14 protein-coding genes are annotated in these 17034 nt (G+C 49.6%); 7 read left to right on the forward strand and 7 right to left on the reverse strand.

Annotated features, from left to right (window positions below; all coding sequences use genetic code 11):
* The first annotated feature begins 9 nt into the window (after window positions 1-9).
* Window positions 10-1356, forward strand: a complete 1347-nt coding sequence (locus K3T82_RS21145) for a branched-chain amino acid ABC transporter substrate-binding protein (RefSeq protein WP_236031437.1) — start codon at window positions 10-12, stop codon at window positions 1354-1356.
* 106 nt (window positions 1357-1462) lie between these two features.
* Here K3T82_RS21145 and K3T82_RS21150 read toward each other — a convergent pair whose 3' ends face one another.
* Window positions 1463-3523: a serine/threonine-protein kinase gene (locus tag K3T82_RS21150; protein WP_220195533.1), complete on the reverse strand. Its 2061-nt coding sequence runs from the start codon at window positions 3521-3523 to the stop codon at window positions 1463-1465.
* Between the two features lie 187 nt (window positions 3524-3710).
* Between K3T82_RS21150 and K3T82_RS21155 the strand changes: the two genes are divergently transcribed.
* From K3T82_RS21155 to K3T82_RS21175, 5 genes are all read left to right on the forward strand, one after another.
* Window positions 3711-4724, forward strand: a complete 1014-nt coding sequence (locus tag K3T82_RS21155) for a LacI family DNA-binding transcriptional regulator (protein WP_220195534.1) — start codon at window positions 3711-3713, stop codon at window positions 4722-4724.
* A 216-nt stretch (window positions 4725-4940) separates the two neighbouring features.
* Window positions 4941-6119 carry an ABC transporter substrate-binding protein gene (locus K3T82_RS21160; RefSeq protein ID WP_220195535.1) on the forward strand — a complete coding sequence of 393 codons (1179 nt, stop codon included), beginning with the start codon at window positions 4941-4943 and terminating at the stop codon, window positions 6117-6119.
* 196 nt (window positions 6120-6315) lie between these two features.
* Complete coding sequence (locus K3T82_RS21165; protein ID WP_220195536.1) at window positions 6316-7224, forward strand: carbohydrate ABC transporter permease; 909 nt, start codon at window positions 6316-6318, stop codon at window positions 7222-7224.
* Window positions 7225-7243: 19 nt separating this feature from the next.
* Window positions 7244-8083, forward strand: coding sequence for a carbohydrate ABC transporter permease (locus tag K3T82_RS21170; RefSeq protein WP_220195537.1), 840 nt, complete (start codon window positions 7244-7246; stop codon window positions 8081-8083).
* 104 nt (window positions 8084-8187) lie between these two features.
* Entirely contained in the window at window positions 8188-9498 is a 1311-nt protein-coding gene (locus tag K3T82_RS21175) for a sulfatase family protein (protein WP_220195538.1), read from the forward strand.
* A 118-nt stretch (window positions 9499-9616) separates the two neighbouring features.
* Here the strand turns inward: K3T82_RS21175 and K3T82_RS21180 are convergent, their stop codons facing one another.
* The 3 genes from K3T82_RS21180 to chrA all read right to left on the reverse strand — a co-directional run bounded on the left by K3T82_RS21180 (window position 9617) and on the right by chrA (window position 13501).
* The gene (locus K3T82_RS21180) at window positions 9617-10993 is read right to left on the reverse strand and encodes an Nramp family divalent metal transporter (protein ID WP_220195539.1); all 1377 of its coding nucleotides are present in this window, start codon (window positions 10991-10993) and stop codon (window positions 9617-9619) included.
* A gap of 112 nt (window positions 10994-11105) precedes the next feature.
* Window positions 11106-12140 (reverse strand): P-loop NTPase family protein, encoded by a 1035-nt coding sequence (locus K3T82_RS21185; RefSeq protein WP_220195540.1) that lies wholly within the window; start codon window positions 12138-12140, stop codon window positions 11106-11108.
* Between the two features lie 146 nt (window positions 12141-12286).
* On the reverse strand, window positions 12287-13501 hold the full coding sequence (gene chrA, locus K3T82_RS21190; RefSeq protein ID WP_420799332.1) for a chromate efflux transporter: 1215 nt from the start codon (window positions 13499-13501) through the stop codon (window positions 12287-12289).
* Window positions 13502-13790: 289 nt separating this feature from the next.
* Here chrA and K3T82_RS21195 point away from each other — a divergent pair, with 289 nt between their 5' ends.
* The gene (locus K3T82_RS21195) at window positions 13791-14951 is read left to right on the forward strand and encodes an RNA polymerase sigma factor (protein WP_220195542.1); all 1161 of its coding nucleotides are present in this window, start codon (window positions 13791-13793) and stop codon (window positions 14949-14951) included.
* 224 nt (window positions 14952-15175) lie between these two features.
* Here K3T82_RS21195 and K3T82_RS21200 read toward each other — a convergent pair whose 3' ends face one another.
* From K3T82_RS21200 to K3T82_RS21210, 3 genes are all read right to left on the reverse strand, one after another.
* The gene (locus tag K3T82_RS21200; RefSeq protein WP_220195543.1) at window positions 15176-15463 is read right to left on the reverse strand and encodes a hypothetical protein; all 288 of its coding nucleotides are present in this window, start codon (window positions 15461-15463) and stop codon (window positions 15176-15178) included.
* A 344-nt stretch (window positions 15464-15807) separates the two neighbouring features.
* Entirely contained in the window at window positions 15808-16104 is a 297-nt protein-coding gene (locus K3T82_RS21205) for a hypothetical protein (RefSeq protein WP_220195544.1), read from the reverse strand.
* Window positions 16105-16534: 430 nt separating this feature from the next.
* On the reverse strand, window positions 16535-16798 hold the full coding sequence (locus K3T82_RS21210) for a hypothetical protein (RefSeq protein WP_220195545.1): 264 nt from the start codon (window positions 16796-16798) through the stop codon (window positions 16535-16537).
* Between the last annotated feature and the right edge of the window lie 236 nt (window positions 16799-17034).

The following is a 17034-nucleotide window of genomic DNA, read 5'->3' on the forward strand; positions in this document are numbered from 1 at the left end:
AACAAGCAAATGCAAGGCAGCGAGCGAATGCACAATAGACGTATGCCCATACGATTGAGCATCTCAATGTTAAGCCTGGGGATGATACTCTTCCTTCTGACGAGTTGCGGTCCTACGACTGGCACCGGGTCTCAGAACGGGGGCAAAGGTTCGACTACCATCAAGGTTGCGAGCGATCTCCCTGTATCGGGACAGGATACCGCCAACGGGAAACCTGCTCAGGACGGGGCGGAACTGGCGGTGAAAGAAGCAAACGAGAAGCATTTAATTCCAGGGTATCAGTTGGAATTTGTGCCGAAAGATGACGTTGGTGCGCAAGGTGTGTACGATCCCGATACTGGCAAAAAAAACGTAACTGAGTTGATTGGCGACGCACTGGTGACTGGTGTGGTGGGCCCTTTCAATAGCTCTGTTGCGCAGGCTGAAATGCCCGTCGCCAATCAAGCCCCCATTGCGCTTATTAGCCCCTCAAATACTAATACATGCCTCACACAGCGAGGAGCAAAGGTCAATTGCACTGGTGCTCAGGATAAAGTACCAACCCTCCGTCCAACTGGAAACGTTACCTACTTCCGCATAGCCACTACCGATGACCACCAGGGAACGGTCCTGGCGGATTATCTTTATCAGAAGGCAGGCTACAAAAAGGTCTATGTGATAGACGATACTACCGTCTATGGCGTTGGTCTGGCAAACATCTTTAGCGACGAATGGAAAAAGCTTGGTGGCACGATTGTTGGGAGCCGCGAAAGCAAACAGAGAAGTAATGATTACGGTGGCACCATCGCCAACGTCAAAAATACGAAACCTGATCTGGTTTTCTTCGGTGGCACCGATAGTCAGGGTGGCACACAGTTGCGACAACAACTCCTCAATGATTCGGGCACCGCTGAACTGGCGTTCGCTGGTGGCGATGGCATTCAAAACCCGTCCTTTGCCCAGGTTATCGGTGCCAAGGCGGGACCCACCTATGCCACAATTGCCAAGGTAAACGAGACTGTTCTCCCTTCGGCCAAATCCTTTATTGAACGCTATAACAAGACGTATGGCGAGAGCGATTATGGCTCTTATAGCGCCGCCGCGTACGATTGCATGAATATTCTCATCCAGGCCATCAAGCGCGCGCTTGATGGAGGGGCTCAAACCGCCAAAGATTCCAATGACGCGGAAGGGGGAAAAACGTTCCGCGAGGCGGTAATCGAAGCAATGAAGAAGACTGATTATAACGGCGTTACCGGGCACCATACCTTTAGTGCCGACGGCGATACCTCCAATAAGGTTATCTCGGTCTGGCAAATAGCGAATGTAAATGGGAAAGACACCTGGAAGTTTGTGGACCAAGTGGCTGCCCAATAGCCCTTTACCCATTCGTATCCGAGCATACCATCCAGAGCAGATCATCTCTTCTCATCTGCTCTGGATAGTTCTTCAGATATTCATCTTCCTGAAGCTTGCGGCATAATCATGGGGCTACCCATACACGCACGCTTTTCCCATCATCACCTGAAGCTATCCTCTTCCCATCTGGCGACCACGCCACGGCATTCACATCGCTGGTATGGCCTCGATACTTCAGGATAAGCCTGCCGTCCGTAGCATCCCAAACATGTACAGCTTCATCATTGCCACCAGAGGCGATTCTCTTCCCATCCGGAGACCACGCTAGCGAATTTATATAATCAGCGTGCCCGCGATAGGTCACAACATGACTACCGTCGGCACTATCCCATACCTGCACTGTCTTATCTTTGCCACTTGAAGCTATCCTCTTCCCATCTAGCGACCACGCGACAGTATCCACTCGATCTGTATGCCCGGTATAGGCGAAGGCTTGCTTGCCATCGGCGACATTCCAGATATAGACCATGATTCCTCCGCCAGAAGCAATCTGGTGACCATCTTTTGGGAACCAGGACACCGTTTTCGCGGCTCCTAATCCCTGCTGATATATAGTACGCTGTCCACCATCTTCCGCGTTCCAGGTTTCCATCGTTCTTACTCCGGTGACAGCTATCTTCTTTCCGTCCGGCGACCAGCCCACCTCTTCTACCAAATTACCATGACCAGTGTAGACATAGGTAAACGCTTTACCACCATTAGCGACATCCCATATACGCACAGTTTTGTCATAACCGCCAGAGGCGATCCGTTTCCCATCTGGCGACCACGCCACGCCATGCACACCATCCTTGTGTTCGCGATAAGTGGAAATATGGACGCCTTTCTCCGCATCCCAAATCTGCACGGTTCTATCATTTCCACCAGAGGCAATATATTTCCCATCTGGCGACCAGGTAATTGCGTCAACTGTATCAGTATGCCCTTCATAAATAGAAAGAGTGGTCCCTATTGATGGTAGTGTTGAAGATGAGGATGATGATGTAGTCGGGGCGAAAGGAGTTGCAAAAACTGGAGTGGACGGCTGTTTATGATATGAAGCCACAAGCCAGGTAACTCCACCTCCGACCCCAACCAATCCCCCTAGGCTTGCCAAAATCACCGTGCGACGCGAGATGCCCTTCGCAGGTTGTACCATCTCATGGCTTGTGCTCACTGATGGGATCTCTTGTTTGAGCTGGGTCGAGGATTTCGCGGCTTTCAGTTCCGTTGGTGGTGTGTCCGCCACTGCTGCCAATGAATGGTCTTCTTGTGGTTCAGGCGCTGGGATAGCAGTTTGCAACGTCGGAACAGTGCGGCTCTCTCTTGTCTCGTAAGCCTCTTGCAGAGCGACTGCGAAAGTGTGAATATCCTGAAATCGCTGAGCAGGCTCTTTTGCGAGAGCCCTCATAACGATCTTCTCGATCGCAGGTGAGATCTCAGAAACCTTCTCATGTAGTGAAGGGGGAGAGGCAAACAAATGCTGTACACATAATTCAGTAAATGAGCCTTGAAAAGGGCGCTCTCCACAAAGCCACTCGTAGACAACAATGCCCAATGCATATTGATCACTTGCGGGTGAGAATTTACCCTTGATCTGTTCAGGGGACATATAGGTGGCAGTTCCGGCAATCCCTCGCGCCATCGGATCCTGCGAACTCTGTACAGCGACCGCGATGCCAAAATCACTCAGGAGCACCCGGTGCTGCTTATCTAACAACATGTTTTCAGGCTTAATATCACGATGAACCACTTTCTGATCATGCGCATACTGCAAAGCCTCTGAGATCTGTTGTACATAGGATGTAATCGTCTCTAGCGGCAGAATAGTCCCTTTTGAGTGCTGCTTCCTTATAGTGCCCTCCGCTGCATACTCCATGACAAGAAAAGGAGTGTTGCCTTCTACGCCAAATTCAAGGACGCGCACGATATGAGGATGAACCAGGCGCGCAATTGTGCGCGCTTCCATACGAAATGCCTCAATATCGCTGTCCGACAAACGCGTATGGAGCACTTTAATAGCAGCCTGGGTGCCCAGATGGATATGTTCTCCAAGATACACCTGAGCAAAGCCACCTTTGCCTAACATGCGAACAAGTTGATAGTTGCCAAGGCGCTGACCTACGTGGTTGACTTGTTCTCCCATTCTACCAGCCCTTCGGAATGTTAGTTACAGTCTCTACATTCTTTACAAAAGCTAATTGTAGGGCATAAGGCTCATATGCGTCAAGAGAAACTCAAAAGGCTCATTGTCCTCCAACCATTGACACTATTGGATTTTCTATGGTACTCTTTCATTTAGTTAAACGTTTCACCTTGTGAATGGTACACTCATGGTAAGCACACAACCCACCCTTCGAGAGGTTGCGAAACAGGCTGGTGTCTCCATTGCAACCGTTTCCTACGTCTTGAATGGGCGAACTTCGAGCAAGAAAACAATCAGTGAAGCCACGCGTCAGAGAGTATTGCAAGCGGTTTCTGAACTGGGCTATACGCCCAATCAATCTGCTCGTCATTTACGACGTCAACAGACAGAACGGCTTTGTATCGTTTTACCGCGTCTTGGCGTTCCTTACTACGAAATTCTTTGTCAGCATGTGGCAGCCGTGGCGGAACAGCACCATTACAACGTCGTGATTTCACTCACTGGCACGCGCGAAAAAGAACAGGAGGTGTTACAGCAACTTCAACGCCGTCTGGCGGACGGCGTACTTGCCGTTCATGGAGATTGGACGGCTGAAGAGTTAGAGCGCCTGGTCGCATCAGGAATTGCGGTTACGCTTATGCATAATGAGACTCAAGGAAGAGGCATTGATATCGTTCAAACAACGGAGGAAGAGGCATTCTATCAAGCTATCTGCTACCTGCTACAACAGGGATATCGCAGAATCGCGTGCTTTTATGTTGAGAGATTCGGACGAGATGGGCGCCTGGAAGCCTATAAGCGAGCATTGAACACATTTCACCTGCCGCTCGACGAGACATTGGTCATCCATACCCCGGAGAGCCGCAAAGCCGTGTACGAACGCATCACACAATTGTTACGACAAGAGGAGCGCCCCGATGCAATCTTTACAGGCTCGGATAATGTGGCTATCACCGCACTATGGGCAGCGCAGGATGCAGGTTTAAACGTTCCCGATGACCTTGCCGTCATTGGTAGTGGCAACATTCCAGAAGGCGAGATTACCAGTCCACCACTCACGACTGTCGGTCCGGCTTCGCTTGACTTCGGCGATGTCGCCGAGATGCTTATAGATCGCCTCCGCAATCCAGACCAGCCCCAACGTATTCTGCTCCGCGAATGGGAGCTGATAATCAGGGGAACAGTTTCCGATAAAAAGTAGCTCACTCCTTATGCGGAAACCGGAGCGCGCAGCCCCAGCATGGAGGTCAGCACTAGCCGTGCTCAGCGGCGTTAGTTCTCGTATCAATTCTTAGAAGCAACCGCCCATGTCACTTATCGTTTTTTGAAGCCTTTTTTGGGGCGCCTGAGCTTGGGTCAGTGGATACTAACATATATTTATTGCGAAGAAGCACACTCCATAGGAGGGAAACAGTATATGAACAATACCCATAAACCTATTTTCTCTTCATCCAAGATGAATCAGAATAAACGTATCTCGCGGCGCGATGCCTTAAAATTGGGTGGGACCCTCACATCCACAGCCATTGGTGTTCCCTTGTTGCTCTCCGCCTGTGGTGGCACAGGTGGTCTTGTTTCCTCAACATCCTCTTCCGATAAAACCTTGCGTGTCTATTGGAACGCAGGACACTCCTATACCGCCTACCAGCAAGTCATTTCCCAGTTTGAAAAGGATCATGCAGGCTGGAAGGTAAAATTAGAGTTATACCAATGGCCGGATATGCGCACAAAAGTACTTGCGAACTTTGCGGCAGGAGACGTGCCTGATTTGATCGAAGAGCCCGGTGGGTGGGTACAGGAATTCGGCCTTGCTGGCAATCTCCGTTCATTACAACCATATATTGAAAAAGATGGAAATGAGATTGGCTTCCCCAATGACTGGCAACCATATACGGTAGCGCGCAACACCGTTCATGGTGAAGTCTATGGCATACAGCTCCATCTGACTTGTATGTTGCTCTTCTATAACAAGGATCTTCTCAGTAAGTCTGGACATTCCACTGTTCCGACGACATGGGAAGAGTTTGTAGATGCATGCCAAGCCTTGACCGGCAATAATGTGTACGGATTCGCAGCTAACCAGGATTCATCCTATGCCTGGCCCTGGTTCTTCCAGAATAATGTTCACATCTATGATCCAGCCAAAAAAATTATCTCCATGGACAATCCTGCGGCATATGAAGCGCTTCAGTTCCAGTCCGACCTGATCTATAAACACAAGGTCGCTCCGGTACCTGTAGCAACTGGTAGCTATGATGGGCCACAAAAACTGCTCTCGGCTGGGCGCGCGGCCTTTATTGTCACGGGCCCGTGGGATATCAAACCCATTCTGGGCGCGAACCCGAACTTTCCGCTAGGTATCGCACAGGCTCTTAAAAAGAGCAGTCAGGCAACTTCCGCCGCTGGCACAAGTCTCATGATTCCCAAGAAGGCCAAAAATCCAGATATGGCCTGGGAATTCATGAAGCGCCTGCTCGCCCTTGAAACTGAAATTGCGGTCACTAAAGAAGCCAGTATGACCATGCCCCGTAAATCCTGGTCACAGCATGCAGATGTACAAGGGATAGATCTCATCGCCCCTTCGCCCAAGGCTTAAACTATGCTCAGTTTTCCACCATTGATCTTGAGAAAACTGGCAAATCTGGCTCCGTCATAAGTCTGTATGATAAGGCATATCAGGATGTCATCTACAAACAAACCCCGGCTTCGGAGGCGCTAAAAACCTTCACCGAAGCTGGCAACAAGGCATTGTCCCAGTAAGTGTTGCGATCTAAAGGAGAGGAGCCCAAACTATGAGCATCATCGTGGCGCGCGATAGTGTGGGAACCAAACGAGCCGTGCGAACGGGCCTGGCTAGTCGCCAGGCTCTTATCGCCTATATCTTTCTCACGCCCGCGCTTCTCTACTTTACCATTTTCTTCTTTTATCCCATTCTGCTAGAACTATGGGCCAGCATGCAGAGCATCACGGACTTCGTAGGCCTTGCGAACTATCTTAAAGCCTTCCAGGACCAACGTGTCTGGGAGACCTTCAAAGTGACTGTGCTCTTCGCTTTGGGCGTGACGCTACTCAATATCGTCATCGGTCTGGCCCTAGCTCTCCTGTTGGATTTACCCTTTAAGGGTCGCGTCTTGTTTCGCGCTATTTTCCTGGTTCCCTATATGTCCTCACTGGTCATTGTAGGCCTTATGTGGCGCAACATTCTCGATCCTCAAGTCGGTATTCTCAATCGCATTCTGTTCTCGCTCGGTATCCCTCAGCAGAGTTGGCTGACTGATTACCATCTGGCTCTACCAGTCGTAATTGGGATTACGGTCTGGCAGGGGGTGGGATATACAATGATCCTTTTCCTGGCTGGCTTACAAGGCATCCCAAAGGACTATTATGAGGCCGCGCAAGTCGATGGCGCAGGTGCCTGGACGCGCTTCAGACATGTGACATTACCGCTGCTCGCTCCAACAATGCTTTTTGTCGTTATCATTGGCGTGATTAATAGCTTGCAGGCCTTTACGCAAGCCTTTGTTATTACGCAGGGCGGACCGGCAGACGCGACGCGCTTCTATGTCTTCCATGTTTACAACATCGCCTTTAATGAAAATAATCTTGGCTACGCCTCCGCGCTCTCTTTCATCATGTTTGTCGTCATTCTGGTGTTGACACTCATTCAGTGGCGTCTGGGCAATAAAGCAGTTGAGTACTAACGCGAAGGAGGTGAGCACTATGCAGAAACAAACTATGCCCATATCTCATGTGCTGGGTCGTATCTCGGTGTATGTCGTCATGATCTTACTGGCAGCCCTGGCGATTCTGCCTCTGCTCTATATGGTATCGCTCTCGCTTCAAAGTGATGCTGAAACCTTTTCCGGTGTTCCCATACTACTTCCAGCGATACCACAGTTCCAGAATTATCTCATCATCTGGCAGAAGGCTCCCTTCGCCCGCTTTTTCCTGAACAGCTTGATTGTGGCTGGCACAATTACCCTTTCACACCTGTTCTTTGATCCACTAGCAGGTTATGTCTTCGCGAAATTTCGCTTCCCGCTCAAGAATGTGCTCTTCTTGCTCATTCTTGGCACCATGATGATTCCCTTTTTTGTGCGCATGATTCCTTTGTATATTCTAATGGCCCAACTCAATTGGCTCGATACCTACCAGGCGATGATTACGCCTTTCTTGATGAGCGCCTTCGGCATCTTTCTGATGCGCCAGTTTATCCAGCCACTACCATTCGAGCTTATTGATGCCGCTCGTCTTGATGGCTGCTCAGAATTTGGTATCTACTGGCGCATTATCTTACCCCAGGTCAGACCGGCACTCGCCACACTTGGCCTCTTTACGTTCATCTTCCAATGGGATGACTTTATCTGGCCGTTGATTGTTGTGAATAGTACGGAAATGCGCACTATGCCCATCGGGCTCACACTCTTTAATCAGGAATACTTCACGCAGTGGAACTATACGGCAACAGGCGCGGTCGTGCTCTTCGTGCCGATCCTGATCCTATTCCTCTTCACGCAAAAATACTTCGTCAAAGGGATTAGCCTCTCAGGCATGAAATAACGCATCAGCAAAGCGATATCGTAGTTCACTAAAACAGAGATGTCATCTATGGTGGCATCTGCACACAAATCTGGATAGAGAACAGAGTGGAGTGGTTGAATAGAATGGTACAACACACTAAGCGCCCAAATGTTATCGTCTTCTTTACGGATCAGCAACGCTGGGATACTTCCAGCTTGCATGGCAATCCACTGCAATTAACGCCAAATTTTGATCGTTTCGCTCAGCGTGGAACGCACCTTACGTCGATGTTTACCTGCCAACCTGTCTGCGGGCCCGCGCGCTCTATCATGCAATCAGGACTCTATCCTACGACCACAGGTTGTTATCACAATGACATTCCATTACCCCAGAATGTAACAACACTTGCCCATGTCTTCAAAGAGTCTGGATACGCGACCGGCTATATCGGCAAATGGCATTTAGGGACGGCGGACCCTGTGGTGGAGGAAGAGCGCGGAGGCTATGAGGAATGGCTCGCTTCAAACATCCTTGAGTTCACTTCGCGCCCATATGACACTGTGGTATATAACAATGAGAACGAGGCGGTCAAACTCCCAGGCTACCGTGTTGACGCGATCACAGATGCCGCCATTCGTTACATTGATGCGCATCAACAAAGCCCCTTCTTTCTCTTTATCTCCCAACTGGAACCGCACCAGCAGAATCAGCAAGATTACTTTCCCGCGCCTGATGGCTATGAAGAGCGCTATCGTGGAGCCTGGATGCCACCAGATCTAGCGGCCCTGGGTGGGTCCGCGCATCAACATCTGCCCGGCTACTTCGGGCAGGTCAAACGTGTCGACGAGGCATTCGGACGCCTGCTGGAAGCAGTCAAGAGCCTTGGACTAGAAGAGGATACCATCATATTATTCACCTCGGATCATGGCTGCCACTTCAAGACCCGCAATAGCGAGTATAAGCGCTCCTGCCATGAGAGTTCTATTCGCGTCCTTGCCGCACTTCAGGGTCCAGGCTTTCGAGGCGGAAAGAGAATTGAAGAGCTTGTAAGCCTGATAGACATTCCCCCGACGCTCATCGATGCCGCTGGACTTACCGTCCCATCGGAAATGCAGGGAAATTCTCTTTTGAGGGTCATCAAAGATGAAACTCCAGCTTGGCCTCAAGAGGTCTTCGTTCAGATCAGCGAGTCACAGGTTGGGCGAGCGATCCGCACCAAAAACTGGAAGTATGGGGTAATCGCGCCCGATAAGCATGGCTGGCACGATTCCAACTCCGACCATTATGTCGAAATGTATCTCTATGACCTGGAGGCAGACCCCTACGAGCTCAACAATCTGGCAGGTAAAACATCACATCTTGAAATCGCTCGCGACCTGAAAGAGCGTTTAATTCAACGCATGGTTGAAGCCGGTGAACAGGTCCCATCCATCGCAAGGACCACGGAAGGCTAGAGCTTTGGGAAACACCAACACCATCTAATAGCCGCTCACATACAATCAGAACAGAGAGGGCCTCGCGTTGTCAATAATGCGAGACCCTCTCTGTTCTGATTGTATGTTGATAGAATGATTAATTTCCAACGGCTAATTGGGGAAAGAATGTCACAGCCAGAAGGTATGCATTGAGTGCGGCAATAACGAGCGCGATTACCCATGCAAGCGCCTTGAGCCAGCCAGGATTGACAAAGCGGCCCATCTTGGTTTTTTCGCTGGTAAATTGTACCAGGGGAAACACCGCGAAACTGAGCTGAAAAGAAAGCACTACCTGACTTAGCACTAGCAACTCCCCCGTCCCTTGCTCACCATAGAGGATAGTCACAATAATCGCGGGGATAATCGCGATGCTCCGCGTAATAAGACGGCGCAACCAGGGCCTGAGGCGAAGGTTGAGAAACCCTTCCATCACAATCTGACCTGCGAGCGTACCTGTCAGAGTCGAGTTTTGTCCCGACGCGAGCAAGGCTACAGCGAAGATGACACTCGCGAGTGGAGCACCAAGCACGGGTGAGAGAAGTTGATACGCCTGCCCAATATCTGCGACATCAGCGTGTTGTGTGCCATAGAATGTTGCCGCTGCCAGGATCAGGATTGCGGCATTGATAAAAAAAGCAAGCAACAACGAGAATGTTGAATCGATGGTGGCAAACTTGATAGCCCGCGCTTTTTCAGCTTCATCTTTGCCAAAGGCACGTGTCTGCACAATACTGGAATGCAGGTAGAGATTATGAGGCATCACCGTTGCCCCCAGTATACCAATCGCTACATATAAGGCATGGGGATTCGTTACAATCTCTGTCCGTGGAATAAAGCCAGACAGAAGCGGAGCCATTGCTGGTTGAGAAATGAATATTTCATAGAGGAAGCAGAGACCAATAGTTAAAATCAGTGTGCCAACCAGAGCTTCAATGAAACGAAAACCCTTACCTTGTAAGAAAAGGACCACAAAGACATCCAACGCAGTAATGAATACACCCACTACTAGCGGGAGACCAAAGAGCAAGTTGAGTGCTATCGCCGAACCAATCACTTCCGCAAGATCGCAAGCCGCAATAGCAATTTCACACAGAACCCATAGGACAAAAGCCACAGGACGCGAGTAATGATCACGACAAGCCTGAGCCAGATCACGGCCAGTCACAATGCCAAGCTTCAATGCCAGATGTTGCAAAATGATTGCCAGGAAATTTGAGATGAGAATCACCGAGATGAGCATATACCCAAACTGCGCCCCCCCTGCAAGATCGGTAGCCCAGTTTCCGGGGTCCATATAACCAACCGCAACCATCAACCCTGGGCCAAGATAGGCGAGCAGGGTACGCCAAAACCCCTTATCCTTTGATGGGACTGTAATCGTGCGATGAACTTCTGCCAGGGAGGGAAGAGAAGCCGAATGTTTCCACCCTTTTTTAAAACGCTCACCTCGTAATTGCTCCTGTAATTCGGCCATGCGATATCCTTTCCAGCATGAGAGGAAGAAGATGAAAGACTTCAGATCTCTAAGCATTGTTTAAAATAATTTTTTAGTGATGTAAAAAATATAATTTATTATTACAAAATTGTCAATGCCTTGGGGATAGACGAGCGACAATTGGATTATCTAGCACGCGAGTAAAGAGCCTACTCACACTCCCGAAAAGCATATCTGGACCCTCCGTTTTCATCTGTATAACATTACCATGTTCGTCTTCCTGAAAAGAAACCCGAATTGGGAGTGACTCGACTACAAATTCGGCGCTTGATAGCGGTCGTAAACGCGTATGCTGCCAGACCTCTGGCATTCCATCCACGACGCAGTGAGTGCCCTCAAGCTTGACTTCGCAGATGTGCTCGCTCCCATCCTCCTTATATGTATACAATCCAACAAAGCGTTTAAATGCATTAGATGCAATGTCAGGCCATGTGGTAGCAGGAAAGGAGAGGAATTCAAGCGCTCTTTGCTCATAAGCTGACCAATCTCCAGCAGAGTTTTCCAGAGCGAGGTGAGAGATCAGGAATCTGGAGGAAACAGCATCAATGAAGGCGCAATAATCCTCCCAGTATGCAACCATCCCACCAAAATCCTTGAAACCTCGTCGCTTTCCATACGCACTTTGGGTAGCCTGATCGATGAAGCGCTTTCGAGCGTCCTCACCTCTGCGCGCACAGATCTTCTCCATAGCCGCTGACAGATCTCGTTGATACAGATAAATAAGTTTGGGATGCAATGGCTTGATGATCTCCTCCACTTGCATAAGATACTGTCGAATCTCATCAGGTGAAACATCCATCGGAAAGAGGGTCCAGGTGAGATAGCCAAACAAACATCCGTCGAGAATCACAACGTCCTCTGATGTCTGCACGAGTTCGGCAAATTTCCGCCAGCGCTTTAATGCATCCCTAATGACAGCGCGATACCCACCATTTGAAAGAGCATTTAGCGTATCCTGTAAAGAGGTCAGGTCGTGAAATACATAGAGTGGGTGCCCTTTCACCTCTTCATACCACCACTGGCAAACGATCCCTTCGCGCGCAAAGGCATGGGTAATAAACTGTGCCAGGGTAGACTTGCCCGAACCCGGCACTCCTTCTAGCAAAATAAGCTTTGTTTTCCCCACAGTATATAAACTTTCTAGCTTGCTTTACATTCAATAACATCAGTATATTCCATTTGTTTCCCCTCCTTCTTACCCGCAAAAAAAGCTCAGGATATGTTCTGTGCAGAACATATCCTGAGCGAAAGACAGTGGGGACCATACACTCGCTATAACAGGCTCAGACCTGCCCCGGCGAGCGCAGAAATTACAACAACGATCCAGGGTGGCACCTTCCAGATGACCAGGAGCGCAAAGGCCGCAAGGCCCAAAGCCACATCAATCGGAGCTCGAATGGCGCTAGTCCAGATTGGCTGATAGAGTGCAGCCAACAGAATACCAACCACGGCAGCATTGATACCCCGAAGCGAAGCCTGAAACGCCTCAATTGCGCGCAGACGGTTCCAGAAAGGGAGAATACCAACCACCATGAGAAAGGATGGCAGGAAGATAGCAACCAGTGCAATCAAAGCGCCAAGCCAGCCATTAGGAAATGGCTTACTCATCGCGCCAAGATAGGCAGAGAAGGTAAAGAGCGGGCCAGGTACGGCCTGTGCGGCTGCATAGCCCGTGAGAAATTGGTCATTCGTCACCCAGCCAGAGGGCACTACTTCGCGTTGTAAGAGAGGTAGAACAACATGCCCACCGCCAAAGACCAGCGAACCGGCACGGAAGAAGGTATCAAAGAGCGCTAGCGCCTGTACCGGGAACAGCAGTCGGAAAACAGGTAACCCCACTAATAGGGTGAAAAATATAATCAAGCAAGCAATCGCGAGTCGACGCGGGATCGCTAGAGGAAGTATAGCAGGCTGCGAGGTCTCGACCGCTCTGAGAAAGCGCCAGCCCAGTAAGCCACCCACAACCAGAATAGCTATCTGCGCAATAGCTACCGGCCAGAGCAAGATCACAATAGCAGCTCCTATCGCGAGCGTGACGCGCAACCGGTCTGGGCAGAGTGTCTTTGCCATGCCCCATACAGCCTGAGCTACAACCGCTACCGCGACTACCAATAGTCCATGGAGCCATCCAGCCTGTGCTATTCCCTGGATACCGTTGGTGAGGAGCGCAAAGATAGTCAAAGCGATAGCCGAGGGGAGAGTAAAACCCAGCCACGCCGCCAGGCCGCCCCAGCGCCCAGCGCGTGTAATGCCAAGCGCGATACCCATCTGGCTACTTGAGGGACCGGGCAGGAATTGACATAAAGCCAGCAGGTCCGCGTAGTTCTGTTCGTCAAGCCACTTCCGACGCACAACTAGCTCCTCACGGAAATACCCCAGGTGCGCTACGGGACCACCAAAGGAGGTTAGGCCAAGCCGGGTAAAAACTGTCAGCACCTCCCAGAATGTCCCCTGTGGGCCTGCCTTTACAGGCTCCTTTTCTATCATTTCCTCATCAATTTGCATCTATATATCTTCCTTCTATTCTACGAAATTATTTTTCCTGCTGAGTACTCTCAATCGGAAGGGAGCGCTTTTTCCAGCCAGGATAACCACCATCCAGTGCTCACGCCTGAAAACGCAGCGCTCGCATAGAGATGCAGTGTGCTCTCCTCGCGACAAAGCCAGGCAAAAAACACACCACTCTCCTATCACCTGAGCACCCAAATTATTACACAAAATATGGCCTACCTCGTTTCAGTGGTAGAATAGAGAGGCACAACGAAGGGAGAACAAGATGCGGCAGGAGAGCCCAATCAATTCTATGGAGCAGGGTAAATCAGGAGAGTGGCAACGGCTTCGGAGCGCGCTACTTAACGATCAAGGGAGAGTGCTGACAGCGACACGCCTGCGACTCGCCCGCTTGGCTCGCGCGCGGGGAATAGAGCTCCAAGACGTAGATGATGTCGTACAGGAAACTCTATTTGAAGCGTGGAGCCACCTCGACCGCCTGCATACACCAGGCGGATTTCATGTATGGATTGACGAGATTTGCCGCAACGTCTGCCGCCGCACCACCAGGAGATATCAAATAAACCTTCTTCGACAAACATCCCCTTCCAGTGCAAAGCCTCACACAGACACAGAATTACTAGAACCGTTCGAGGCACTGACGGCCCCTGAGAGCTCCGATCCTCTGGAAGCGTTAAGCCGCCAGGATCAGGCATTGCTGCTAGATCGCGCGCTAGGCTTCTTATCACCAGCGGCACGGCAGATAGTCGAGACATGTCTCTTGCTTGAACTGCCTCGCTCAGAGGTCGCAACACAACTAAACATTTCGCGCGGCACGCTAGAGACGCGCCTTCATCGTGTTCGCCAACAACTACGTCAGATATTGAGTGGGCCACTGCGAAGGGAAGCTGAAGATCTGGGGTTAAGACTGGATGAAGCGATAACTCAGGGATGGCAGGAGACGCGCCTGTGGTGTCCACTTTGCGGACAGCGTCGCCTTCAAGGCTGTTTTCTTGTGGAGGGAGCTAGATCAAGAGGGCCCAACATTCATTTGCGCTGCCCTGGCTGCTCTCAGCGCTACGGACAAGATACCGTACACAGTATGGGTCTGGTCACACTGGAAGGACTCCACACCTTTAGACCAGCCTGGAAGCGTACAATGCAAGGGCTCACTGAACGCATAACGCAGGCACTCGTACCAGGACAGCATTCCTGCCTGCATTGTGGCAAACCCGCGACAATACGCGTAAGGGGGGAGAACCTGAAGACCTCCAGCCCGCAAGCCCTTATCCCTTCTGGATACACCTCCATTGCCTCCATTGCGGAATGGAAATTGACGAGAGTGGCTGCATCCCTGCCGTCGATCAGATTGTCTACTGGTCACACCCACGCACGCGCCAATTTCTGCAAGACTATCCCCGAGCCAAAAGCCTGCCAGGGCAATTGATCGAGCGTAATGGCGAACCCGCCATCGCATTCCAGATCTTGCACCAGGAGAGTAGTGCGCAATTAACCATTGTGGCTCACCGCCAGACGCTACGCGTCCTAGCAATCTCTCATAACGGCTAAAAAGAAAGGCACCTTCCCCTCGCATCGAAGGGAAGGTGCCTTTCAACCTTAAACGCCCACAAATGAAATCATGTCAAGGGCGGCAAAGGAGGGGTTGGGGGCTTAGTAGCCACCACCGACAACGATATTGTTAAAGCTGTTGCAGGTGAAATCGCTTCCGGTAATGGGGACAGTTAACAGACCAATGTTGGTGTTCCTGCGGAATGAGAAGTTGTTGACGATCTCATTGTCGTTACGATAGCCTTTGACGAAACCGCCCTTGCCGCCGTAACCGCCGCCGCCGCCGCCGTAACCACCGAAGCCTCCTTCTTCGCCACCGCGACCGCTGACAAGCTCCAACTCGGCATCATTGAGCTCTGCTCCAGCAATGATATTTTCCAGTTCTTTCATTTTATTGTTCCCTTCATTCTGTATTTCAACCTGATACAAGATGGCCCGCCAGCGAATAATTTCTAGCCTCTGCTAATATCATTTATTGTACATCACGCCAGATTACGAAATAAGCGCTTATTACAACCAATGTTTAAATTTCCGCTATTCAATGAGCCTCTATTATTATTTTATATCAAATAAGAAACTGTATATAAAATAATAGTACGTATAATTTCACCTATATTCATCCATTAATCACATAAAAAGAGGTGCTTTCCCATAAATCATGGAAAAGCACCTCTCAATTTCACCTGGCCAGGATAAGAGATTACATCCTGAGCAGCAAAAGAGTATGTAAGGGCTTAGAAGCCGTCGCCACCACCAATGAAGGTGTTGCCGAAACTGTTGCAGTTGAAATCGCTTAGGGTAATGGGGATAGTGGCAATGCCACCGATGTTGGTGTTGTTGCGGAACGAGAAGTTGTTGACCACACGCAGGTCACTTCTTCCACCCTGTACAAAACCACCTTTGCCACCACCGTAGCCACCGCCGAAGCCACCATTGCCACCGCCGAAGCCACCGTCTCCGCGACCGCTGACAAGCTCCAGCTCGGCATCATTGAGTTCTGCTCCAGCAATGATATTTTCCAGTTCTTTCATTTTATTGATCTCCTTTTTTGCTTATTTCAACCTAATATAAGATGACTCGCCAGTAAGCTAGCTCTAGCCCATGTTAATAACATTTTTTATACATTGCGTATCAGTATTAAATAATACCGCTAGTACAACCAACGTTTAACATCGCGCTATATAACGAGCCTCTTGTTTTTATTTTACACAAAAGAAGAAACCATATATAAAAATAGCAATATATATTATTGTGCCTATATTAAATATATGATATAATTTGTTCGTTGGGATAATGGATAAATGAAAAGCAATATTTCATCATTAAGCACTCAACTTTTAGGGTATTTCGTCGAAGAAATAAAAGAGAGGCACTTTCCCATAAAAATATGGAAAGTGCCTCTCTTTTCACCTGCCCAGAATATGAGATCACATCCTGAGTGGCAAAGAAGTTGTTGAGGGCCTAGTAACCGTCGCCACCACCGATGACGATGTTGTTGAAGCTGTTGCAGTTGAAATCGCTTACGGTAACCGGGATAGTCAACACACCACTAACGTTAGTGTTGTTGCGGAATGAGAAATTGTTGACCACGCGCAGGTCACTTCTTCCACCCTGTACAAAACCACCTTTGCCACCACCGTAGCCACCGTCGCCACGACCGCTGATCATCTCCAGATCGGCATCATTGAGTTCTGCTCCAGCAATGATATTTTCTAGTTCCTTCATTTTATTGGTCTCCTTTTTGTTTTCAACCTAATTTGTGATAGCCCGCCCGGAACAAGTTCATGCCCTGTAAGCATAATTCATCATTTTCTCTAGTCAGTCGAAAATAAGAACGCTAGCATATAATGAATCGCTTGTTCCATTTTTAATCTGCGAGCCATCTATTACTATTATATACATAATATGAAGTTGCATGTATGATAAATCAATCTTAAAATCATTAAAGGGCATTATTGATC

It is taken from the genome of Ktedonospora formicarum, from assembly GCF_016587355.1.
Lineage (GTDB): Bacteria > Chloroflexota > Ktedonobacteria > Ktedonobacterales > Ktedonobacteraceae > Ktedonobacter > Ktedonobacter formicarum.

Excerpts from the sequence above, each read along its gene's own strand:
- K3T82_RS21200 (WP_220195543.1), bottom strand. The coding sequence starts at position 15,463 with ATGAAAGAACTGGAAAATATCATTGCTGGAGCAGAGCTCAATGATGCC.
- K3T82_RS21170 (WP_220195537.1), top strand. The coding sequence starts at position 7,244 with ATGCAGAAACAAACTATGCCCATATCTCATGTGCTGGGTCGTATCTCG.
- K3T82_RS21175 (WP_220195538.1), top strand. The coding sequence starts at position 8,188 with ATGGTACAACACACTAAGCGCCCAAATGTTATCGTCTTCTTTACGGAT.
- K3T82_RS21180 (WP_220195539.1), bottom strand. The coding sequence starts at position 10,993 with ATGGCCGAATTACAGGAGCAATTACGAGGTGAGCGTTTTAAAAAAGGG.
- K3T82_RS21155 (WP_220195534.1), top strand. The coding sequence starts at position 3,711 with ATGGTAAGCACACAACCCACCCTTCGAGAGGTTGCGAAACAGGCTGGT.
- chrA (WP_420799332.1), bottom strand. The coding sequence starts at position 13,501 with ATGATAGAAAAGGAGCCTGTAAAGGCAGGCCCACAGGGGACATTCTGG.
- K3T82_RS21160 (WP_220195535.1), top strand. The coding sequence starts at position 4,941 with ATGAACAATACCCATAAACCTATTTTCTCTTCATCCAAGATGAATCAG.
- K3T82_RS21205 (WP_220195544.1), bottom strand. The coding sequence starts at position 16,104 with ATGAAAGAACTGGAAAATATCATTGCTGGAGCAGAACTCAATGATGCC.
- K3T82_RS21145 (WP_236031437.1), top strand. The coding sequence starts at position 10 with ATGCAAGGCAGCGAGCGAATGCACAATAGACGTATGCCCATACGATTG.
- K3T82_RS21165 (WP_220195536.1), top strand. The coding sequence starts at position 6,316 with ATGAGCATCATCGTGGCGCGCGATAGTGTGGGAACCAAACGAGCCGTG.
- K3T82_RS21195 (WP_220195542.1), top strand. The coding sequence starts at position 13,791 with ATGCGGCAGGAGAGCCCAATCAATTCTATGGAGCAGGGTAAATCAGGA.
- K3T82_RS21210 (WP_220195545.1), bottom strand. The coding sequence starts at position 16,798 with ATGAAGGAACTAGAAAATATCATTGCTGGAGCAGAACTCAATGATGCC.
- K3T82_RS21150 (WP_220195533.1), bottom strand. The coding sequence starts at position 3,523 with ATGGGAGAACAAGTCAACCACGTAGGTCAGCGCCTTGGCAACTATCAA.